Raw genomic sequence first — 17,141 nt, forward strand, 5'->3', positions numbered from 1 at the left:
CGCCGGCCGTCAGGGTCGCGCAGGCAATGCCACGTCGTCGATCCACCGTGACAGCACCGCGGCGGCATCCGCTCCCCCGGCGATTTCGACCGCGGCACGGAAGTCGTCGGTGGTGACGAGAGCATGACGATGGTCCGCCGTCCACGACCGGAGAAGCTCGAAGAACGCGTCGTCGCCGAGAGTTCGCCGTACGGCGTGCAGCGTCAACGCACCGCGCTTGTAGACGCGATCGTCGAACATGTCGTCGGGGCCCGGATCGGTGAGAACGAGATCACGGGGCTTGGCGGCGAGGCGGGCGTGATGATCCGCGACGCACGACTCGACGGAAGCCCCGCCCGACGTTTCCGACCACAGCCATTCGGCGTAGCAGGCGAAACCCTCGTTCAGCCAGATGTCGCTCCACCGCGCGATACCGACGCTGTTGCCGAACCACTGATGAGCCAGCTCGTGCGCCACCAGCCGCTGCGCGGCGGGAACCAAATGGTTCATGCCGAAGACAGCCAGGCCCTGAGCTTCGAGCGGGATCTCCAGCTCGTCGGCGGTGACCACGAGCGTGCAGGCCTCCTGCGGATAGGGTCCGAAGAGGCGATCGAAGGCCCGGAGCATGTCGGGCACCGTCGCGAACGCCCGATCGGCGGCCGCGGTGAGCCCCGGCGGGGCGGTGACCGTGACCGCAGGAACCACGGAATCACCGGTACCTGCGAGCTGGCGCGTGCGGTACCGGCCGATGTGCACCGCCGCGAGATAGGTCGCCGTGGGGACGTCCGAGACGAAGCTCGTCGTCACCCGGCCACCCCGCCGCACGCTGGCGCCTGCGACCCCCGTGGCCGCTGCGACGTATCCCTCGTCGACCGTGACCTCGAGCCGCATACGTGCGCGGTTGTCGGGCCGGTCGTTGCAGGGGAACCAGGTGGGCGCACCGATGGGCTGGCCCGCGACGAGGGCGCCGTCGGCCAGTTCTTCCCATCCGACCGTGCCCCAGCGCGAACGGCGCGGAGCCGGAGCCCCGGCGTAGGTCACTTCGACATCGAACCGGTCGCCCGCGGCGAGCGTGCGGGGCAGCGTGACGCGGACGACCCGGGGACCGGCCGAGAACCGGGCGGTCGCGCCGTCGACACGCACCCGCGAGGTGCGGAGGCCGACGAGATCGAGCGCGATCGACGACACCGTCTCGCGCGCCACGGCGACGATCGTCGCCACACCTTCGAGGCGGTTCGTGCGTACCCGGTAGGCGATCGCGAGATCGTATGACTCGACGTCGTACGACAGGTCGCCGCTCTGCGGGGCGTAGGGGTCGGCCACGCTCACGTCGTCGACTGGTAGGCGCGCACCTTCACCGCACGCCACGGGCCGATGGGATTGCCGCTCCACCTCGAGCCGACCGGCACCGTCTCCCCGCGCATCACGAGCGACGCGGGCCCCACGGTCGCGTGTGCGCCGAGGGTCGAGGCGGGGAGGACGACGCTGTGCGGACCGAGGGTCGACCCCGGCTCCAACTCGACGGTATCCATGCTCATGATTCGATCATGGAACAGATGCGTCTGAACGACGCATCCGCGGTTGACCGTTGACGCATCCCCCAATGTGACCAGGTCGGGTTCCGGCAGCCAGTAGCTGTCGCACCACACCCCGCGCCCGATCGTGGCGCCGAGGCTGCGCAGCCACACGGCGAGCGCGGGCGTTCCGGCCGCCGCGCGAGCGAACCACGGGGCAGCGACCATCTCGGTGAACGTATCCGACACCTCGGTGCGCCACACGAAGCTCGACCACAGCGGCTGCTCCCCGGCGCGGATGACCCCGACGATGGCCCACTTCGCCGCGGTGGACACGCCTGCGGCCACGGCACCCGCCGCGAGCATCACGATGCCCGAGAGCAGCAGCGTCCACACGGGGCCGAGCCCTTCCCACAGGGCCGCGAGCGCGAAGATCACGCCGAGACCGATGGCGCACGTGACGACCACCGGCACGAAGCGACACAGCTCCCAGAGCGTTCGCGCGAAACGCAGCGCCGAGGTGGGCCGGTAGGTGCGCGACTCGTCACCCGCCGCCGAAAGCCTCCGCAGACGCACCGCGGGCGAGCCGAGCCACGAGGAGCCCGCCTTGGCCTTGAGCGGTGCCGCCGACAGCACCGCGACCAGCCCGTCGCGCGGAACGCGGTGCCCGGGAGCGGCCATGCCGGAGTTTCCGAGGAAGGCGCGCTTGCCGATGCGCACCGGACCGAGCCGCATCCATCCGGCACGCAGTTCATAGGAGGCGACCATGGTGTCGTCGGCGAGGAACGCCCCGTCCTCGATCCGCGCCATCGAGGGGATGAGCAGAACGGTGGACGCCTCGACGTCCCGCCCGACGCGCGCGCCCAGCAGACGCAGCCATACGGGCGTGAACAGCGACGAGTACAACGGGAAGAGCACCGTGCGGGCGGCATCCAGCAGTCTCTCGATCGTCCACGCCTGCCACGCGACGCGACTGCGCACGGGATGGGTGCCCTCGGTGAGACCGATCGACATCACGCGCACGAGAAGGACCACGGATGCCGCGAACACCAGGCCCGTGACGGCGACGCCGGGAACGAGCCAGACGAAGGCCCCCGCGGCGGCCCGGCCGAGGTCATTCGCATCGCGCATCCCCTGCGACACGACGAGCCCGCCGACGGTGAAGGCGGCGAGGGGCAGCAGGGCAAGGACGAGCGCCGACGCGGCATACGCCCAGAGCCACCGGGTCGGTGCCGCCGGACGCTCGCTCGGCCAGTCCTTCGCCGTGCCGCCCACCCGCACGGCGGGAGACCCCGCCCACGACTGGTCGGCCTTGACGCGGCCGAACACCGCGGACCCCGGCGCGATCTCGGCGCGACGACCGATGCGCGTTCCGGGAGCGAGGGTCGAGCGGGCTCCGACGGTGGCCTCCGCCCCGATGCGCACCTCGCCGATACGGACCAGGTCGCCGTCGATCCAGTACCCGGTGAGATCGACCTCGGGCTCGATCGAGGCGCCGTCGCCGACGACGAGCATGCCCGTGACCGGCGGCAGCGCGTGCAGGTCGACGTTGCGTCCGATACGCGCGCCGAGAGCACGGGCGTAGTACGACACCCAGGGGGCACCGGCGAGGCCCACGGCATCCACCTGATCGGCGATCTGCTCGGCGAGCCAGAGGCGGATGTGCACCCACCCTCCGCGCGGGTAGTCGCCGGGGCGCACCCCCGCGAGCAGCACGCGAGCGGACGCCACGGCGATCGCCATGCGACCGAACGGCGTCGCGAACACGACGAGGCCGACGACGAGAGCGGGCCACGGCACCGTCGGCAGCACGTCGAACCCGGGGACGAGCCGAAGGATCGCCGAGGCGGTGAGCAGATAGAGCACCCATCTCACGCCCGAGAGGATGAAGAGCGGGACCCCGAGCAGCGTCTGCGCCCACTGGGTCGTGCGCGGCGTGGGCTCGGGGCGGTGGAATTCGGCGGGGGCATCGTCGGCGAGTTGCGGTCCGAGCGCCTTGGCCATCGCGCCCAGACGCGGCACGTCGTAGATGTCGGCGACCGAGAACTCGGGGACGCGCGCTCGAATGCGCGAGACGAGCTGCGCGGCCGCGAGCGAGCCGCCGCCCAGATCGAAGAAATCCGCCTTGCGGTCGGTGACCGGCAGGCCCAGCACGGCCTGCCATTGCTCGGCCAGCCAGACCTCGTTGTCCGAGAAGTCGATGGGGACGGGTGCTTCGACACCGGGTAGCGGCCAAGGAAGGGCGGCGCGGTCGACTTTGCCCGAGGTGCGCACGGGCAGAGCGTCGACCACGCCCAGGAGCGGGATGGTCGCCGCCGGGAGGCGCTCCGCGAGAGCCGCGCGCGCCTCGGGGCGATCGAGCTCCGCCCCCTCCTCCATCACCAGGTAACCGACGAGAACCGGCACGCCGGCCTCGGTGGTGCGCACGGCGACCGTGGCCGCGCTGACGTGGCGCAGGTCCTGCAGTGCCGACTCCACCTCGCCGAGCTCGATGCGCCGACCGCCGACCTTCACCTGGTCGTCGGCCCTCCCCTGGAACACCAGCCCCTCGGGCTCGAAGCGCACGAGGTCGCCGGAGCGATACGCCCGCTCCCACCCGAGGGTCGGCATCGACGCGTACTTCTCGGCGTCCTTCGCCGGGTCGAGATAACGGGCGAGACCGACGCCACCGATGATCAGCTCGCCCGTCTCCCCCTCCGCCACGGGGAGGCCCTCGGCATCCACCACCGCGAGAGCCCACCCGTCGAGGGGCAGACCGATGCGCACGGGCAGCGAGCCGTCGAGCGGGGCGGCGCACGCCACGACCGTCGCCTCGGTCGGTCCGTACGTGTTCCAGACCTCTCGCCCCTCGGCCACGAGACGCGCGGCGAGCTCGGGCGGGCACGCCTCACCGCCGAAGATCAGCAGACGCACGTTCTCGATCGAGTCCGCCGGCCACATCGCCGCGAGCGTCGGAACGGTCGACACGACCGTGATCCCCTGGCGGAGCAGCCAGGGGGCGAGGTCCTCGCCGGATCGCACGAGAGAGCGGGGAGCCGGCACGAGACACGCGCCGTGACCCCAGGCGAGCCACATCTCCTCGCACGAGGCGTCGAAGGCCACCGAAAGCCCCGCGAGCACCCGGTCCCCCGGACCGAGCGGTTCCCCCTGCAGGAAAATACGTCCCTCCGCCTCGACGAACGCCGCCGCCGAGCGGTGCGACACCGCGACCCCCTTCGGAACACCGGTGGAGCCCGAGGTGAAGATGATCCACGCGTCGTCGTCGACGGTGGGCGGGGCGACGATCGGCACGGCACTCGTGCTCGGGTGCGGAGCGTCCCCCTCGTAAAGACGCACGAGATCACCCTCCGTCGCGACGAACTCCCCCACGCCCGCCACGATGCCGCGCACGCCAGCCTCGCCGAACACCAAGCGCGCACGCTCGTCGGGGTCGTCGGCATCCACCGGGACGTAGGCGGCGCCCGCCGCCATCACCGCGAGGATCGAGACGTACAGCTCCTTGGAGCCGGACGGCATGCGTACGCCCACCCGGTCGCCTCGCCGCACCCCGGCGTCGTGCAGGGCGGCGGCCGTGCGCCACACGCGCGCCAGGAGTTCGCGATAGCTGAGGGCACCCGACCCGTCGTCGATCGCAGAAGCCTCGGGATGCCGTGCGGCGACGTCGGTGAGGATGTCGATGAGCGTGCGCGGGGGCGGCGCGGCCCCTGTCCGGTCGAGCGGGGCCTGAGCTTCGGAAGCGAAGGTCGTCACGGAGGTGAACAGTACAACCCCCGGGAAAACGCCCCGGAACGGCCACCCCGGTTCACCTTCCGTTCACCCGTGCAACGCACTCTGTTCTCTGTCGCTGTTTACCGTTCACGACGAACCCTGCACCGGGTTCCTGTTCCCGACATGCGAAGGATTCACACCGTGAAGCTCTCCCGACTCGCCCAGCTGGGCACCGTGGCCGCCGTGGCCTCCCTGACCCTCGCCGGCTGCGCCGGCTCCTCGGGCTCCGGCGACGCCGCGGGCTCGACCCCCTCGTCGACCTCGTCCGACGTCGCCTTCACGATCGACCCGAACCTCTCGGGCACGATCACCGCGGGCGGTTCGAGTGCCCAGGCCAACGCGCAGGCCGCGTGGACCAGCGCATACAACGCTCAGGCCAAGGGCGTCACGATCAACTACGACAAGTCGCAGGGCTCCGGCGGTGGCGTGACCAACTTCCTGAGCGGCGCGTACGACTTCGCCGGCTCCGACTCGCCGCTGAACGCCGACCAGACGGCCCAGTCCAAGGCGCTCTGCACCGAGGGCGGCGTGAACATCCCCGTCTACCTCGACGGTGTCGCGATCATCTTCAACATCCCCGGCGTCACCAGCCTGAAGCTCTCGGGTGAGACGATCGCGAAGATCTTCGCCCTGCAGATCACCGACTGGTCCGACCCGGCCATCACGAAGGACAACGGGACGGCTCTCGCGGCCGGCGCCATCACCACCGTCGCCCGTTCGGACGGCTCCGGCACGACGCAGAACTTCACCAACTACCTCGCCGCGACGCAGTCGTCGGTCTGGACCAAGCCCGCGGGCAAGGACTGGCCGATCGAGGGCAACGTGTCGAAGCAGAAGGGTGGCTCGGGTGTCGTCGAGGCCGTCAAGGCCGGCTCCGGCACCATCGGCTACGCCGACCACTCCGCCATCGGCAGCCTGAACGCCGCGTCGATCATCCAGGACGGCACCGCGATCGCGTACAGCCCCGAGGCCGTCACGGCGACCTTCGCCGCTGCCGCTGTCGACGCCAGCAACGGCGTCGCGGGCGACCTGTCGAAGAAGTTCGACTACTCGAAGCTCACGGCCGAGACCTACCCGATCCCGCTCGTGTCGTACGCGATCACCTGCACCACGTTCAAGGACGCGAAGCAGTCGGAGCTCGTGAAGTCGTACCTCGGCTTCGTCACCAGCACCCTCGGCCAGCAGGTCGCGGCCAAGAACGCCGGCTCCGCGCCGCTGCCCGACTCGGTGCTCTCGGCTGCTGCCGAGACGCTCGCGTCGATCAAGTAAACATCTCTTCGGACTCGGCCCGGTCCGCACCTCGCGTGCGGATCGGGCCGGGCTGATCGGAGCGGTCGACTCGTCGAACGCTCCGCTGAGCCGACATCCTCAGAGATACCCGATCGAGGAGAACCCATGACCCGTGCCGAGCGTGAGATTCCCCGTGACTGACACCGTCGCAGACACCGAGACCGCCCCGTCTTCCCCTCCCCCGCGGACGTCCATCGTCGGCAAGCGCCGCGTGGGAGACTCCGTCTTCCTGGGGCTGTCGACGACGGCCGCCGTGTCGATCATGATCATCCTCGCCGGCGTGGCGATCTTCCTGATCATCCGCGGCATCCCCGCCATCACCGGCAACTGGACCGAGGGCGATCTCGCCGGGTACCAGAACGGGAGCTGGACGAATTTCTGGGAGTACGTCGGTCCGCTGCTCTTCGGCAGCATCTGGGCCGCGCTCATCGCCATGGTGATCGGAACTCCCGTCGCCATCGGCATCGCGCTGTTCATCTCGCACTACGCGCCCCGGCGCATCGCCGGCTTCCTCGGCTACATCGTCGACCTTCTGGCCGCGGTCCCCTCGATCGTGTTCGGCCTGTGGGGCATCATCGTCATGCGCCCGCTGCTCGTGCCGGTCGGCGAGTTCCTCAACCAGTACCTCGGCTGGATCCCGCTCTTCCAGGGTCCCGTCTCGACCACCGGCTCGACCATGTTCACCGGTGGCGTCGTGCTCGCCGTGATGATCCTCCCGATCGTCACCTCGATCACGCGCGAGATCTTCCTGCAGACCCCCCGTCTGCACGAAGAGGCCGCCCTCGCCCTCGGCGCCACGCGCTGGGAGATGATCCGCCTCGCGGTGTTCCCCTACGCCCGCAGCGGAATGGTCTCGGCCACGCTGCTGGGCCTCGGCCGCGCCCTCGGCGAGACGATGGCCATCGCGCTCATCGTGTCGCCCAGCCTCATCTACTCGGTGCTCCTGCTCACCGACGGCTACAACTCGCAGACCATCGCGGCCAACATCGCGCTGAACTTCCCGATCGCCACCGACCTGCAGCGATCCGCGCTCATCGGAACCGGTCTCATGCTGTTCGTGGTGTCGCTCGCGGTGAACATGCTCGCCCGCTACATCATCGGGGCGACCGGCCCCGGTGCGAAGGGTCGCAAGAAGGGCAAGCGCTCATGACCGTCACGGCCCCCTCGTCCTCCGCTCCCCTGGCGCTGACCAGCGGCCAGCTCCCCCGCTTCATCGAACCCGCCCTGCTGCTGGGTATCGCGGTCGTCGTGGCCGGAATCCAGTTCCTCCTCGGGGGCTTCAACCTCGCGGCGTGGCTCGTGCTCTCGGCGGTGCTCTACCTGATCGCCATCGGGGTCGGCTCCTCGATCGTCGAGAACCGCCGCAAGGCCGTGGATCGTGTCGTACGCGGTCTCGTGACGGTGGCGTTCCTGCTCGCTGTCGCCCCGCTCATCTCGACCCTGTGGACCGTGGTGTCGAAGGGCCTCGCGGTGGTCAACTGGAACTTCGTCACGCAGGTGGGCGGCACCGCGTTCAACCCCGACACGCTCGAGGTGGTCGCCACCGCGGGCGCCTGGCAGGCCATCACGGGCACGCTCATCATCACGGGGATCGCGGCTCTCATCTCGGTGCCGATCGGTGTGCTCGCCGCGGTCTACCTCGTCGAGTACGCGCAGCCGAACAACCCGCTGCGCCGCGCGATCACCTTCCTCGTCGACGTGATGACCGGCATCCCCTCGATCGTCGCGGGTCTGTTCGCCTTCTCGCTGTTCAGCCTGGTCGTCGGTCCGAAGGCGTTCAGCGGCTTCTCGGCATCCATCGCCCTGTGCGTGCTGATGATCCCCATCGTCATCCGCTCGACCGAGGAGATGCTGCGTCTGGTCCCGGCCGACCTGCGCGAGGCCTCCCTCGCCCTGGGCGTGCCGCGCTCGGCCACGATCATCAAGGTCGTGCTGCGGACGGCGGCCTCGGGCATCATCACCGGCGTCGTGCTGGCCGTCGCCCGCGTCGTGGGTGAGACCGCACCGATCTTCATCGCCGCGAGCTTCACCGACAACTTCAACGCCAACCCCTTCGAGGGTCCCATGCAGACCCTCCCGGTCATGGCGTACACCGCGTACAGCTTCCCCGGGCAGGACATCGATGCGTCGCAGGCGAACGCCTGGGGTGCCGCCTTCCTTCTCGTCGTCCTCGTCGTCATCTTCAACCTGATCGCCCGTATCGTGGCGGCGGTGTTCGCGCCCAAGGCGCGCTGAGCCCAGAAAGGCACACTCGTGTCCAAGAGCATCGAGGTCCAGGACCTCAACGTCTACTACAGCGACTTCCTCGCGGTCGAGGGCGTCTCGATCGACATCGAGCCGCGCTCGGTCACGGCGTTCATCGGCCCCTCGGGCTGCGGCAAGTCCACGTTCCTGCGCACCCTCAACCGCATGCACGAGGTCATTCCCGGCGGCCGTGTCGAGGGCCGCGTCCTCATCGACGGCGACGACCTCTACGGCCCCGGCGTCGACCCCGTGCTCGTCCGTCGACACGTGGGCATGGTGTTCCAGCGTCCGAACCCGTTCCCGACGATGTCGATCCGCGAGAACGTGCTGGCCGGCGCGAAGCTGAACGACAAGCGGATGGCCAAGAGCGACGCCGACGCCCTCGTCGAGAAGTCGCTGCGCGGCGCGAACCTCTGGAACGAGGTGAAGGACCGCCTCGACAAGCCCGGCGGCGGCCTCTCGGGCGGTCAGCAGCAGCGCCTGTGCATCGCGCGCGCGATCGCGGTCTCGCCGGACGTGCTGCTGATGGACGAGCCCTGCTCGGCCCTCGACCCGATCTCGACCTTCGCGATCGAGGAGCTCATCGGCGAATTGAAGAGCGAGTACACGATCGTGATCGTGACGCACAACATGCAGCAGGCCTCGCGCGTCAGCGACAAGACGGCCTTCTTCAACATCGCGGGCACCGGCAAGCCCGGCAAGCTCATCGAGTACAACGACACCGCTTCGATCTTCACGGCCCCCAGCGTCCAGGCCACCGAGGACTACGTCTCCGGTCGCTTCGGATAAGCAGCCACCGCGCGAAGGCCCCGCTCCGGCGGGGCCTTCGTCGTCTCTCCGAGCCTCAGTCGCGAGGGCTGAGCAGGTACGCGTTCAGCTCGTCGGTGAACGCGCGGTCCACCGGCACGTCGGCGCCGTCGACGGAGCGGATCGGGGCCGCGAGCCGGACGCTCGACAGGAGCCACGCGGCATCCGCTCTCGAAAGATCCCCGGCGGGAACGGTCTCGTACGACGTGGCGAAGCCGCGACCCTCGAGAAAGGCGAACAGGCTGAGCTGCGTCGTCCCGTGCAGGATGCCGGCCTGCGGCTCCGGCGTGACGAAGCGATCACCGAAACGCAGGACGACGGATGCCGTGGGCGCCTCGAGCAGATACCCGTCGCTCGTGACGAAAACGGCGTCGTCGGCCCCGCGGCTCTTGGCCTCGCGGATGGCGGCCATGTTGACCGCGTATGAGAGCGTCTTCGCGCCGAGCAGGAGCCAGGGAGAGCGAGCCGGCACGTCGAGGGCGTAGCCGCGGTCGAGGGTCGCGACGCCGACCCCCTCGGTGCGTCCGCGGCTGTTGTCGGGAGCGTCGGCGAGCGTGATCCACGCGGTCGGTGCGGGCCCGTGCTCGACGCCGCGGCTGAGGAGCAGTTTCATGACGTTCTCGCCCTCGCCCGCGGCACGAGCTGCGCGCTCGATCGCGACGCGCCACTGCCCGAGATTCGGCGCGGGCAGGTCGCAGAGCGCGGCCGAGTGGACCAGACGCGCAAGGTGGGGTTCGATCTCCTGAACGTGCCCGTCGACGACGCCGAGACTCTCGAAGATCCCGTCACCGCGCTGCGCGCTCAGCTCGCCCACCCCCAGGGCGGGGCCGTCGGGATCGATCTCTCGCAGGGTGTCGGCGTAGTCGCTGCGTTCCTCGTCGGATGCCACGGGGTCGATCACGAGAGCGAAGCGCCAAGCCATGAGGCGAGCCTACGCCGCCGGGCCGACACGCCCGGGCCTTGTCAACGGGGCCGCGGAAGGGAATGTCCGCGGGCGGGTCTTGTTACACTTCTTCAGCCGGGCCGCAGTAACCCCGGGCTCCATCTTCTGCCGCTATGAGCGGCCATGCGCCGAGAGGCGTTCTGCGGTCCGGCACTTTTCTTTCCCGCTCAGGTCAGCGCGTCGCGGCGCCAGAGAGCAGCGGATGCCGAGAGATCTTCCGCGTAGGTCGCCAGGCGCAGGGCCCGCGTCGTCAGCGCGGACGCCCGCTCCGATTCGGTGTTCTCGTAATCGTCGGCGAGGTGCGTCGACCCCGCCGCCTGCACACGGCAGAACGCCGCCGCGCGGTCGAGGGCCACGGCGAAGTCCCCCTCGAAGAGGCCGCGCAGAATGGTGTCGATCAACCGCACGAGTTCTTCGGGGCCTGCGGGGGCGGGAGCGCCGGCGACCACGGCATCCACCGTCGCGATCTCCACGCGCCCGCGTTCGTACAGCAGAGCGGCCGTCGCCGCGTCGTCGTGGATCATCAGCTGCAGCAGGTAGAGACGCCAGAGCGCCCCGGGCAGCGATCGGGCAGGCGAGCGCGACCACAGCTCGGCGATGTCGTCGATGCCGTGGTCGTCGGTGAAGGCGACGAGACGCTCGACCACGTCGACGCTCGGGTCGGCCCGCACTCGCGACAAGAGCGCCTGCGCCGTGCTGTGCGCGACCCGCGACACCTCAGCCGGGTCCTCCGCGGCGAAGAGGCGGTCGAACAGCTCGGCGGGACGCCGGACCGGCTTGTGGAACTCGCGGGGGGAATCGCTCATTCATCCAGGCTAGAGCGTCGGTCTGCTCGCTGCGGCCGCCCGCACCGACGCGCGCGGCCGCAGGAAGCGAACGATCACGCCGTGGCGACGGCGACGACGGGGGCGGTGCTCGGAGTACCGTCAGGCGATCCGCCGGCGGGTTCGATCGTCACGGCGATGACATCGCCCGCGTGCATCTCGCCCTTCAACACGGCGGTGGCCCTGCCCGCCTCATCGGGCTCGAACGTGCCGGCCGCGATCGGGGTGTCACCGCGGACGAACCACAGCTCGTACGTCTTGTCGGCGGCGAGGGCCGGCATCCCGTCGGTGACGAGGACGCTCTGCCCCGTCGAGGGCGACCAGTGCGCGGTCGCCACCGTGCCGTCGGGCAGAGTGGTCGACGCCGACTGCGCGTCGGGGGCGTCTTCGATCTGACGGAGCGCGACGACCGACGACGGCGGCGAGACGAGCTGGCTCACCGTGACGGCGCCGAAGCCCAGGATCAACACCGCCGCGAGCGATGCGGCCAGGGTGAACCACCGACGGGGGCCCCAGCCGGACGCCGAGGACGGACCGACGGAGACGGTCTCCCGCTCGGGCTCGACGGGCGCAGCACCCGCAGCGGCGAAGTCCTCGTCGTCGCCGGGCGGGAAGGACTCAGAAGTGGACGCGACGGCTGACTCCTGCGGCAGCTCGGAGATGCGCGCGAACAGCGAGGCCCGGACGGACGGCGGGGGCTCGACAGGCTCGACAGAAGCGCTGATCGCGGCGACAGCATCAGCGGCACCGCGTACATGGTGGCCCCAGTGCGGGTTGCCCGCCAAAGCCTCCTGGTACGCGCGTTCATCTGCCTCGGAGAGCGCATTGAGCGCGTGTCCGACGGCGAGGTCGGCGAAATCCCTCTCGTTCACTTGTCCACCCCCATCTCCGTTCTCAAGCGCGACAGTCCGTCGCGCATTCGTGTCTTGATCGTGCCGAGCGGTGCCCCGACCAGGGTCGCGATCTCACTTTGGCTGTATCCGCCGAAATAGGCGAGCGTGAGTGCTTCCTTCTGGGCGTCGGGGAGCGCCGCCAGTGCATCGACGACGCGCCGCCCTTCCATCTTCAGTTCGACTTTCTCGGACACGGCGTCGTAGGCGACATCCATATCCCGGAAGCCCGCACGCACGTCTCGATCGACACTCGACTGCGATGACCGCACGCGATCCACCGCTCGACGATGAGCGATCGTGAGAACCCACGATCTTCCCTGTCCTCTGTTCGGAGTGAAGCGCCCAGCGGATTGCCAGATCTCGAGAAAGACTTCCTGGAGCACTTCCTCGCTCTGCGAGCGGTCGACGAGCACACGCAGGATCAGGCCGAAGGCGCGAGCGGACAGCGCGTCGTACAGCTCTGCGAAAGCCGTCCGGTCGCCATCGGCCACGCGCAGCAGGAGTCCGCCCACATAGTCGGCGTTCTCCACCCCGTCGTCGGGAAGGTCGAAGCCGTCGATCACCATGGCATCCATCATTGCTTACCTCTCACGCGCCCCCACGCGTGTGCGCGCGCGTGGCGGCGTAGATAGGGCAAACCGTTATCTGGCAGACCCGAGCCCCGACCCCGACAGCGGTGCAGGTCGAAAAACATTCTGGAGAATATTTACACGCCTCTCATCTGGTATTTTTCGACTCATGGATGCCGCCAGACCCCCGGATCCGCAACATTTCGCAATCCGATCCCGAGGGGGTCTCGAAGACCCTGTGTAAGCCGCTCCACGGCGAACCGCCCCTCGCACCGGGGTGTCCCAAACGGGTCGCAGACGCGATCCGGATGATTTCGGAGGAATGTCATGCTCACCAACAAGAAGCCCGTTATCGCTGGTCTCGCCCTCGTTCTGGGCTCGGCTTTCGCCCTCACCGCATGTTCGGGTGGCACCACCTCGGGCGGCTCGACCACCGACGAGAGCTCGATGCCCTCGATGTCGGCATCGCCGTCGATGTCGTCCAGCGCGATGGACCCCGCCGCCAACCTCGTGGGCCCCGGCTGCGCCGACTACGCCGCCGCCGTTCCCTCGGGCTCGGGTTCGGTCGCCGGCATGGCCGCCGACCCGGTGGCCACCGCCGCCTCGAACAACCCGCTGCTGAAGACGCTCACCGCGGCCGTCAGCGGCCAGCTGAACCCCGACGTGAACCTCGTCGACACGCTGAACGGCTCCGAGTTCACCGTCTTCGCCCCGGTCGACGACGCGTTCGCCAAGATCCCGGCCGCGACCATCGACGGACTCAAGACCGACTCCGCCACGCTGACCAAGATCCTCACGTACCACGTGATCCCCGGCCAGCTCACCCCCAGCGAGATCGATGGCACGCACGCCACGGTCGAGGGCCAGGACGTCACCGTCGCCGGCTCGGGTGACGCGATCACCGTCAACGGCTCGACCAACGTCATCTGCGGTGGCGTCCAGACGGCCAACGCCACCGTGTACCTCATCGACTCGGTGCTGATGCCCCCCACCATGTAATTCCCGGACGCGCGGTCACCCGCGTTGTAATTCCCGGACGCGCGGTCACCCGCGTTTCTGAACGGTCGATGATCGACCGATCCTGACGGCGAGCGCCGGACCCCAGGCGAGGGGGTCCGGCGCTCGCTTTCGTGTCTGCGGGGTTCCTCAGTCCCCGACGGTCCGGATGATCTCCTCCTGGACGAGACGCGCCGCGATCGGCCCGGCGTTCATGAACCACGGGTCGAAGTCGACGGTGACCGTTCGCTTGTCCGCCACCGCGCCGAGGGTCGGCCACAGCGGGGCACTCTCGATGAAGCTCCGCCCCTGCCCGGTTCCGCCGTAGTAGACGCGGTCCGCGTCGGCCAGGTCGATCTGCTCGGCACTGATCTCTTGCGACGTCTCGTCGAACTGCTGCGACGCCGGGCACCCCAGGCCGAGATCCTCGGCGATACCTCCCGCGAACGACGGCAGTCCCATGATGCGGGTGCGGTCACCGGTCGATTGCAGGAACGAGACCGTAGGCTTCCCGGCCGGGTGCGTCTGGGCGAAGGCAGCGCTCTCATCCTGCAGGCCGTCCAGCACTCCGCGCGCGGCACCCTCCTCCCCGAGAGCGTCGGCGATGAGGAGGAAGTCGCTCTTCCAATTGACGCCGTTGCCTTTGGTCACCACGGTCGGTGCGATGGCGGAGAGAGCGTCGTAGAGCTGCGCGCCCCTGGTCGAATTGATCAGGATGAGGTCGGGGGCGGCCTGCGCGATCGCCTCGAGGTCGGGCTCGGTGCGTTCGCCGATATCGGCCATGGCATCGAGCGCCGCCGCCTTGTCGGGCAGCGCGTCGCGCAGATACTGCGGCACCAGACCGCTGTTCTCGGCGCGGGTTGCGGCGACGGGTACCTGGTCGAGCGAGAGAAGAGCGTCAAGCTGCCCCGTGGAGACGACGGCGATGCGCTGGGGCTTGGCCGCGATCTTCGTCGTTCCCGCGTAGTGGGCCACCTCTCGGGGGAAGACGCCGTCGGCCTCGGGCGAGCCCATCCCCGGGTCGAGGTCGCGCGAGACGATCCACTGACCGGTCGCGCCCGCCTCGGCGTCGACGGTCGAGGGCGCGGCCGCGTTACCGGAGCATCCGGTCAGGACCAGCGCGGTGACGACGAACCCGGCGGCGAGCAGGCGTCGAGGACGGAAAGGGGCACGGGAGGACGCGAAACGAAGAACAGTCACCAAGTGAGGTTATCCTTACCTTTGTGCTCGACGTCCACCCGCCCGCCACCCCGGGCGTGGCTCACCTCGCGCGGCGCCGACGTTCTTCGCCTGCGCGGGCCCTCGTGTTCACCCTGGCCGTGGGCGGCATCCTGGCCCTTCTGATCCTCGCGAGCCTCGCCGTGGGTTCTCGCGCTCTCGCGCCCGGTGACGTGTTGGCCGCCCTCTTCACAGATCGACGGGATGCCACGGGCGTCATCGTCCACGAACTTCGTCTGCCCCGAACGCTCACGGCGATCTTCACCGGCGCCTGTCTCGGCATCGCGGGCGTGCTCATGCGGGCCGCGACGCGAAACCCCCTGGCCGACCCGGGCCTGCTCGGCGTGAATGCGGGCGCGGCGCTGGGCGTGGTCGTCGCCATCGGATTCTTCGGCGTCGCCACCGCGAGCGGTTACGTCTGGTTCGCGTTCGTCGGGGCTGCCGGAGCGTCGCTGCTCGTCCACGCGGCCGCCCGCGGGGACCGCCGCGACGACGCAATCGGCCTCGTCCTGGCGGGCGTCGCACTGAGCGCCTGTCTCGGGGCGGTCGTCCGGGTCATCACTCTGGTCGACGACGACACCTTCGAGTCGTTCCGCTTCTGGGCGGTCGGGTCGTTCGAGCGTCGTGACCCCACGGTGGCCGTTCAGCTGCTGCCGTTCGCGGCGGTGGGGATCGTACTGGCCGTCGTCGTCTCGCGCGGCCTCGATCAGCTGCAGCTCGGAAGCGACCTGGCCCGCTCGCTCGGCGTCTCCCCGCCGCTCATCATGCTCGGCTCAGGCGCTGCGATCACCCTGCTCTGCGCCGCCGCGACCTCGGCCGCGGGTCCCCTCGCCTTCATCGGGCTGCTCGTGGCGCACGCGGTGCGCGGGGCGGTCGGTACTTCGGTGCGCGTCTCGCTGCCGCTCGCGGCCGTGACGGGTTCCGCCCTCACCCTCGCGAGCGACGTGCTCGGCCGTGTCATCGCTCTTCCCGGCGAGGTTGAGGCGGGAATCGTCGCCGCCTTCCTGGGCGCCCCGCTGCTGTTGTGGCTCATCCTGCGGAAGACGGAGACGTCATGAGCCCCGAGGCCCTCCTCCGCACGCCCGCTCGATCACGGAGGCGTCGCCGGTACGCCCTGGTCCTCGTCGCGACGCTGGTCGTGGCCGCGGTCGCCGCCGTCGTCGGACTGACGACGGGGTCCTTCCACGCAACGCTGGGGCAGGTGGCATCCGCTCTCACGGGAGACGGCGACGACCGCTCCACGGTCGTGGTGGTGGGGCTGCGGGTACCGCGGGTGCTCGCGGCGCTCGCGATCGGCGCGGCGCTGGGACTTGCGGGGGCGGTGTTCCAGACCCTCGCCCGAAACCCGCTCGCGAGCCCCGACATCATCGGATTCAGCGCCGGCTCCGCCACGGGAGCCCTCGTGGGCCTCACGCTCCTCGCCCCGGCAGCCTCTCCCGCGGCGGGTGCGTGGATGGGCGGGCTGCTCACCGTCGTGGTGGTCATGGCCATCGCCCGCAGCGTCGGCATCTCGCGAGAGCGGACCGTCCTCGCGGGAATCGCCCTGTCGACCCTGCTCTCGGCGGTCAACGACTATCTGCTCACCCGCGCTCCCCTCGAAATCGCGCGCAATGCGACGCAATGGCTGCACGGGAGCCTGGCCGCGACGTCGTTCGAAGACGTCGCGCTGTTGTTCGCGTCGATCGGCATCCTGTCGCTCGTTCTCGTGGCCGTGTACCGCGATTTTCGCGCTCTCGAGTTGGGCGACGATACCGCGGTGGCCCTCGGGGTGCGCACCGGCCGCATACGCGTGCTGCTGATCGTCGTCGCCGCCCTTCTGACGGGGGCGGCGACGGCCGTCGCCGGGCCCATCGGCTTCATCGCCCTCGCGGCACCCCAGCTCGCCCGACGGACCATGGGCGCGACGGGGATTCCCCTGGTCGGCTCGGCCATCACGGGTGCGGCGGTGCTGCTAGTCGCCGATGTGATCGCCCAGCGAGCCCTGGCTCCGCTGCAGATCCCCGTGGGCCTCGTGACCGCCGTCGTGGGTGGCGCGTATCTCTTCTGGATCGTGTCGCGCCGGCGGCGGTGAGCACGAACGCCCCCGCGAGGCCGGT

At 69.8% G+C, this 17,141-nt stretch carries 14 protein-coding genes; 7 read left to right on the forward strand and 7 right to left on the reverse strand.

From position 1 onward, the window contains the following. Positions 1-9: 9 nt before the first annotated feature. Both DEU35_RS07315 and DEU35_RS07320 read right to left on the reverse strand, forming a co-directional pair. Entirely contained in the window at positions 10-1,308 is a 1,299-nt protein-coding gene (locus DEU35_RS07315) for a M1 family metallopeptidase (RefSeq protein ID WP_116239098.1), read from the reverse strand. Beyond that, positions 1,305-5,243: a Pls/PosA family non-ribosomal peptide synthetase gene (locus tag DEU35_RS07320; protein WP_116239099.1), complete on the reverse strand. Its 3,939-nt coding sequence runs from the start codon at positions 5,241-5,243 to the stop codon at positions 1,305-1,307. The genes DEU35_RS07315 and DEU35_RS07320 overlap by 4 nt, the downstream gene beginning before the upstream one ends. A 159-nt stretch (positions 5,244-5,402) precedes the next feature. Between DEU35_RS07320 and DEU35_RS07325 the strand changes: the two genes are divergently transcribed. The 4 genes from DEU35_RS07325 to pstB all read left to right on the forward strand — a co-directional run bounded on the left by DEU35_RS07325 (position 5,403) and on the right by pstB (position 9,584). Then, entirely contained in the window at positions 5,403-6,530 is a 1,128-nt protein-coding gene (locus DEU35_RS07325) for a phosphate ABC transporter substrate-binding protein PstS (protein WP_116239100.1), read from the forward strand. Between the two features lie 154 nt (positions 6,531-6,684). Then, on the forward strand, positions 6,685-7,701 hold the full coding sequence (gene pstC / locus DEU35_RS07330) for a phosphate ABC transporter permease subunit PstC (RefSeq protein WP_103206158.1): 1,017 nt from the start codon (positions 6,685-6,687) through the stop codon (positions 7,699-7,701). After that, the gene (gene pstA, locus DEU35_RS07335; protein ID WP_103206157.1) at positions 7,698-8,786 is read left to right on the forward strand and encodes a phosphate ABC transporter permease PstA; all 1,089 of its coding nucleotides are present in this window, start codon (positions 7,698-7,700) and stop codon (positions 8,784-8,786) included. Before pstC ends, pstA begins: the two co-directional genes overlap by 4 nt. 18 nt (positions 8,787-8,804) lie before the next feature. Next, positions 8,805-9,584 carry a phosphate ABC transporter ATP-binding protein PstB gene (gene pstB / locus DEU35_RS07340; protein ID WP_103206156.1) on the forward strand — a complete coding sequence of 260 codons (780 nt, stop codon included), beginning with the start codon at positions 8,805-8,807 and terminating at the stop codon, positions 9,582-9,584. Positions 9,585-9,639: 55 nt separating this feature from the next. Here pstB and DEU35_RS07345 read toward each other — a convergent pair whose 3' ends face one another. From DEU35_RS07345 to sigK, 4 genes are all read right to left on the reverse strand, one after another. Next, positions 9,640-10,524 (reverse strand): aminodeoxychorismate lyase, encoded by an 885-nt coding sequence (locus tag DEU35_RS07345; protein WP_116239101.1) that lies wholly within the window; start codon positions 10,522-10,524, stop codon positions 9,640-9,642. A 188-nt stretch (positions 10,525-10,712) separates the two neighbouring features. After that, positions 10,713-11,351 carry a DNA-directed RNA polymerase subunit beta gene (locus DEU35_RS07350; protein WP_103206154.1) on the reverse strand — a complete coding sequence of 213 codons (639 nt, stop codon included), beginning with the start codon at positions 11,349-11,351 and terminating at the stop codon, positions 10,713-10,715. 74 nt (positions 11,352-11,425) lie between these two features. Then, entirely contained in the window at positions 11,426-12,241 is an 816-nt protein-coding gene (locus DEU35_RS07355) for an anti-sigma factor domain-containing protein (protein ID WP_116239102.1), read from the reverse strand. Further along, positions 12,238-12,840 (reverse strand): ECF RNA polymerase sigma factor SigK, encoded by a 603-nt coding sequence (gene sigK / locus DEU35_RS07360; protein WP_174799645.1) that lies wholly within the window; start codon positions 12,838-12,840, stop codon positions 12,238-12,240. Before sigK ends, DEU35_RS07355 begins: the two co-directional genes overlap by 4 nt. 318 nt (positions 12,841-13,158) lie before the next feature. On the opposite strand from sigK, the gene DEU35_RS07365 reads away from it, so the two are divergent. Next, complete coding sequence (locus DEU35_RS07365; protein ID WP_116239103.1) at positions 13,159-13,830, forward strand: fasciclin domain-containing protein; 672 nt, start codon at positions 13,159-13,161, stop codon at positions 13,828-13,830. A gap of 147 nt (positions 13,831-13,977) precedes the next feature. Here the strand turns inward: DEU35_RS07365 and DEU35_RS07370 are convergent, their stop codons facing one another. Further along, positions 13,978-15,027: an iron-siderophore ABC transporter substrate-binding protein gene (locus DEU35_RS07370; protein ID WP_258873390.1), complete on the reverse strand. Its 1,050-nt coding sequence runs from the start codon at positions 15,025-15,027 to the stop codon at positions 13,978-13,980. Positions 15,028-15,050: 23 nt separating this feature from the next. On the opposite strand from DEU35_RS07370, the gene DEU35_RS07375 reads away from it, so the two are divergent. Together DEU35_RS07375 and DEU35_RS07380 are read left to right on the forward strand one after the other, a co-directional pair. Further along, on the forward strand, positions 15,051-16,103 hold the full coding sequence (locus tag DEU35_RS07375) for an iron ABC transporter permease (protein WP_181904605.1): 1,053 nt from the start codon (positions 15,051-15,053) through the stop codon (positions 16,101-16,103). After that, the gene (locus DEU35_RS07380) at positions 16,100-17,116 is read left to right on the forward strand and encodes an iron chelate uptake ABC transporter family permease subunit (RefSeq protein WP_116239105.1); all 1,017 of its coding nucleotides are present in this window, start codon (positions 16,100-16,102) and stop codon (positions 17,114-17,116) included. The genes DEU35_RS07375 and DEU35_RS07380 overlap by 4 nt, the downstream gene beginning before the upstream one ends. Positions 17,117-17,141 lie beyond the last annotated feature (25 nt).

This window comes from Microbacterium sp. AG157 (genome assembly GCF_003385695.1).
Lineage (GTDB): Bacteria > Actinomycetota > Actinomycetes > Actinomycetales > Microbacteriaceae > Microbacterium > Microbacterium testaceum.

Coding starts and splice junctions, on each gene's coding strand:
- pstA (WP_103206157.1), top strand. CDS start 7,698: ATGACCGTCACGGCCCCCTCGTCCTCCGCTCCCCTGGCGCTGACCAGC.
- DEU35_RS07345 (WP_116239101.1), bottom strand. CDS start 10,524: ATGGCTTGGCGCTTCGCTCTCGTGATCGACCCCGTGGCATCCGACGAG.
- DEU35_RS07350 (WP_103206154.1), bottom strand. CDS start 11,351: ATGAGCGATTCCCCCCGCGAGTTCCACAAGCCGGTCCGGCGTCCCGCC.
- sigK (WP_174799645.1), bottom strand. CDS start 12,840: ATGATGGATGCCATGGTGATCGACGGCTTCGACCTTCCCGACGACGGG.
- DEU35_RS07365 (WP_116239103.1), top strand. CDS start 13,159: ATGCTCACCAACAAGAAGCCCGTTATCGCTGGTCTCGCCCTCGTTCTG.
- DEU35_RS07380 (WP_116239105.1), top strand. CDS start 16,100: ATGAGCCCCGAGGCCCTCCTCCGCACGCCCGCTCGATCACGGAGGCGT.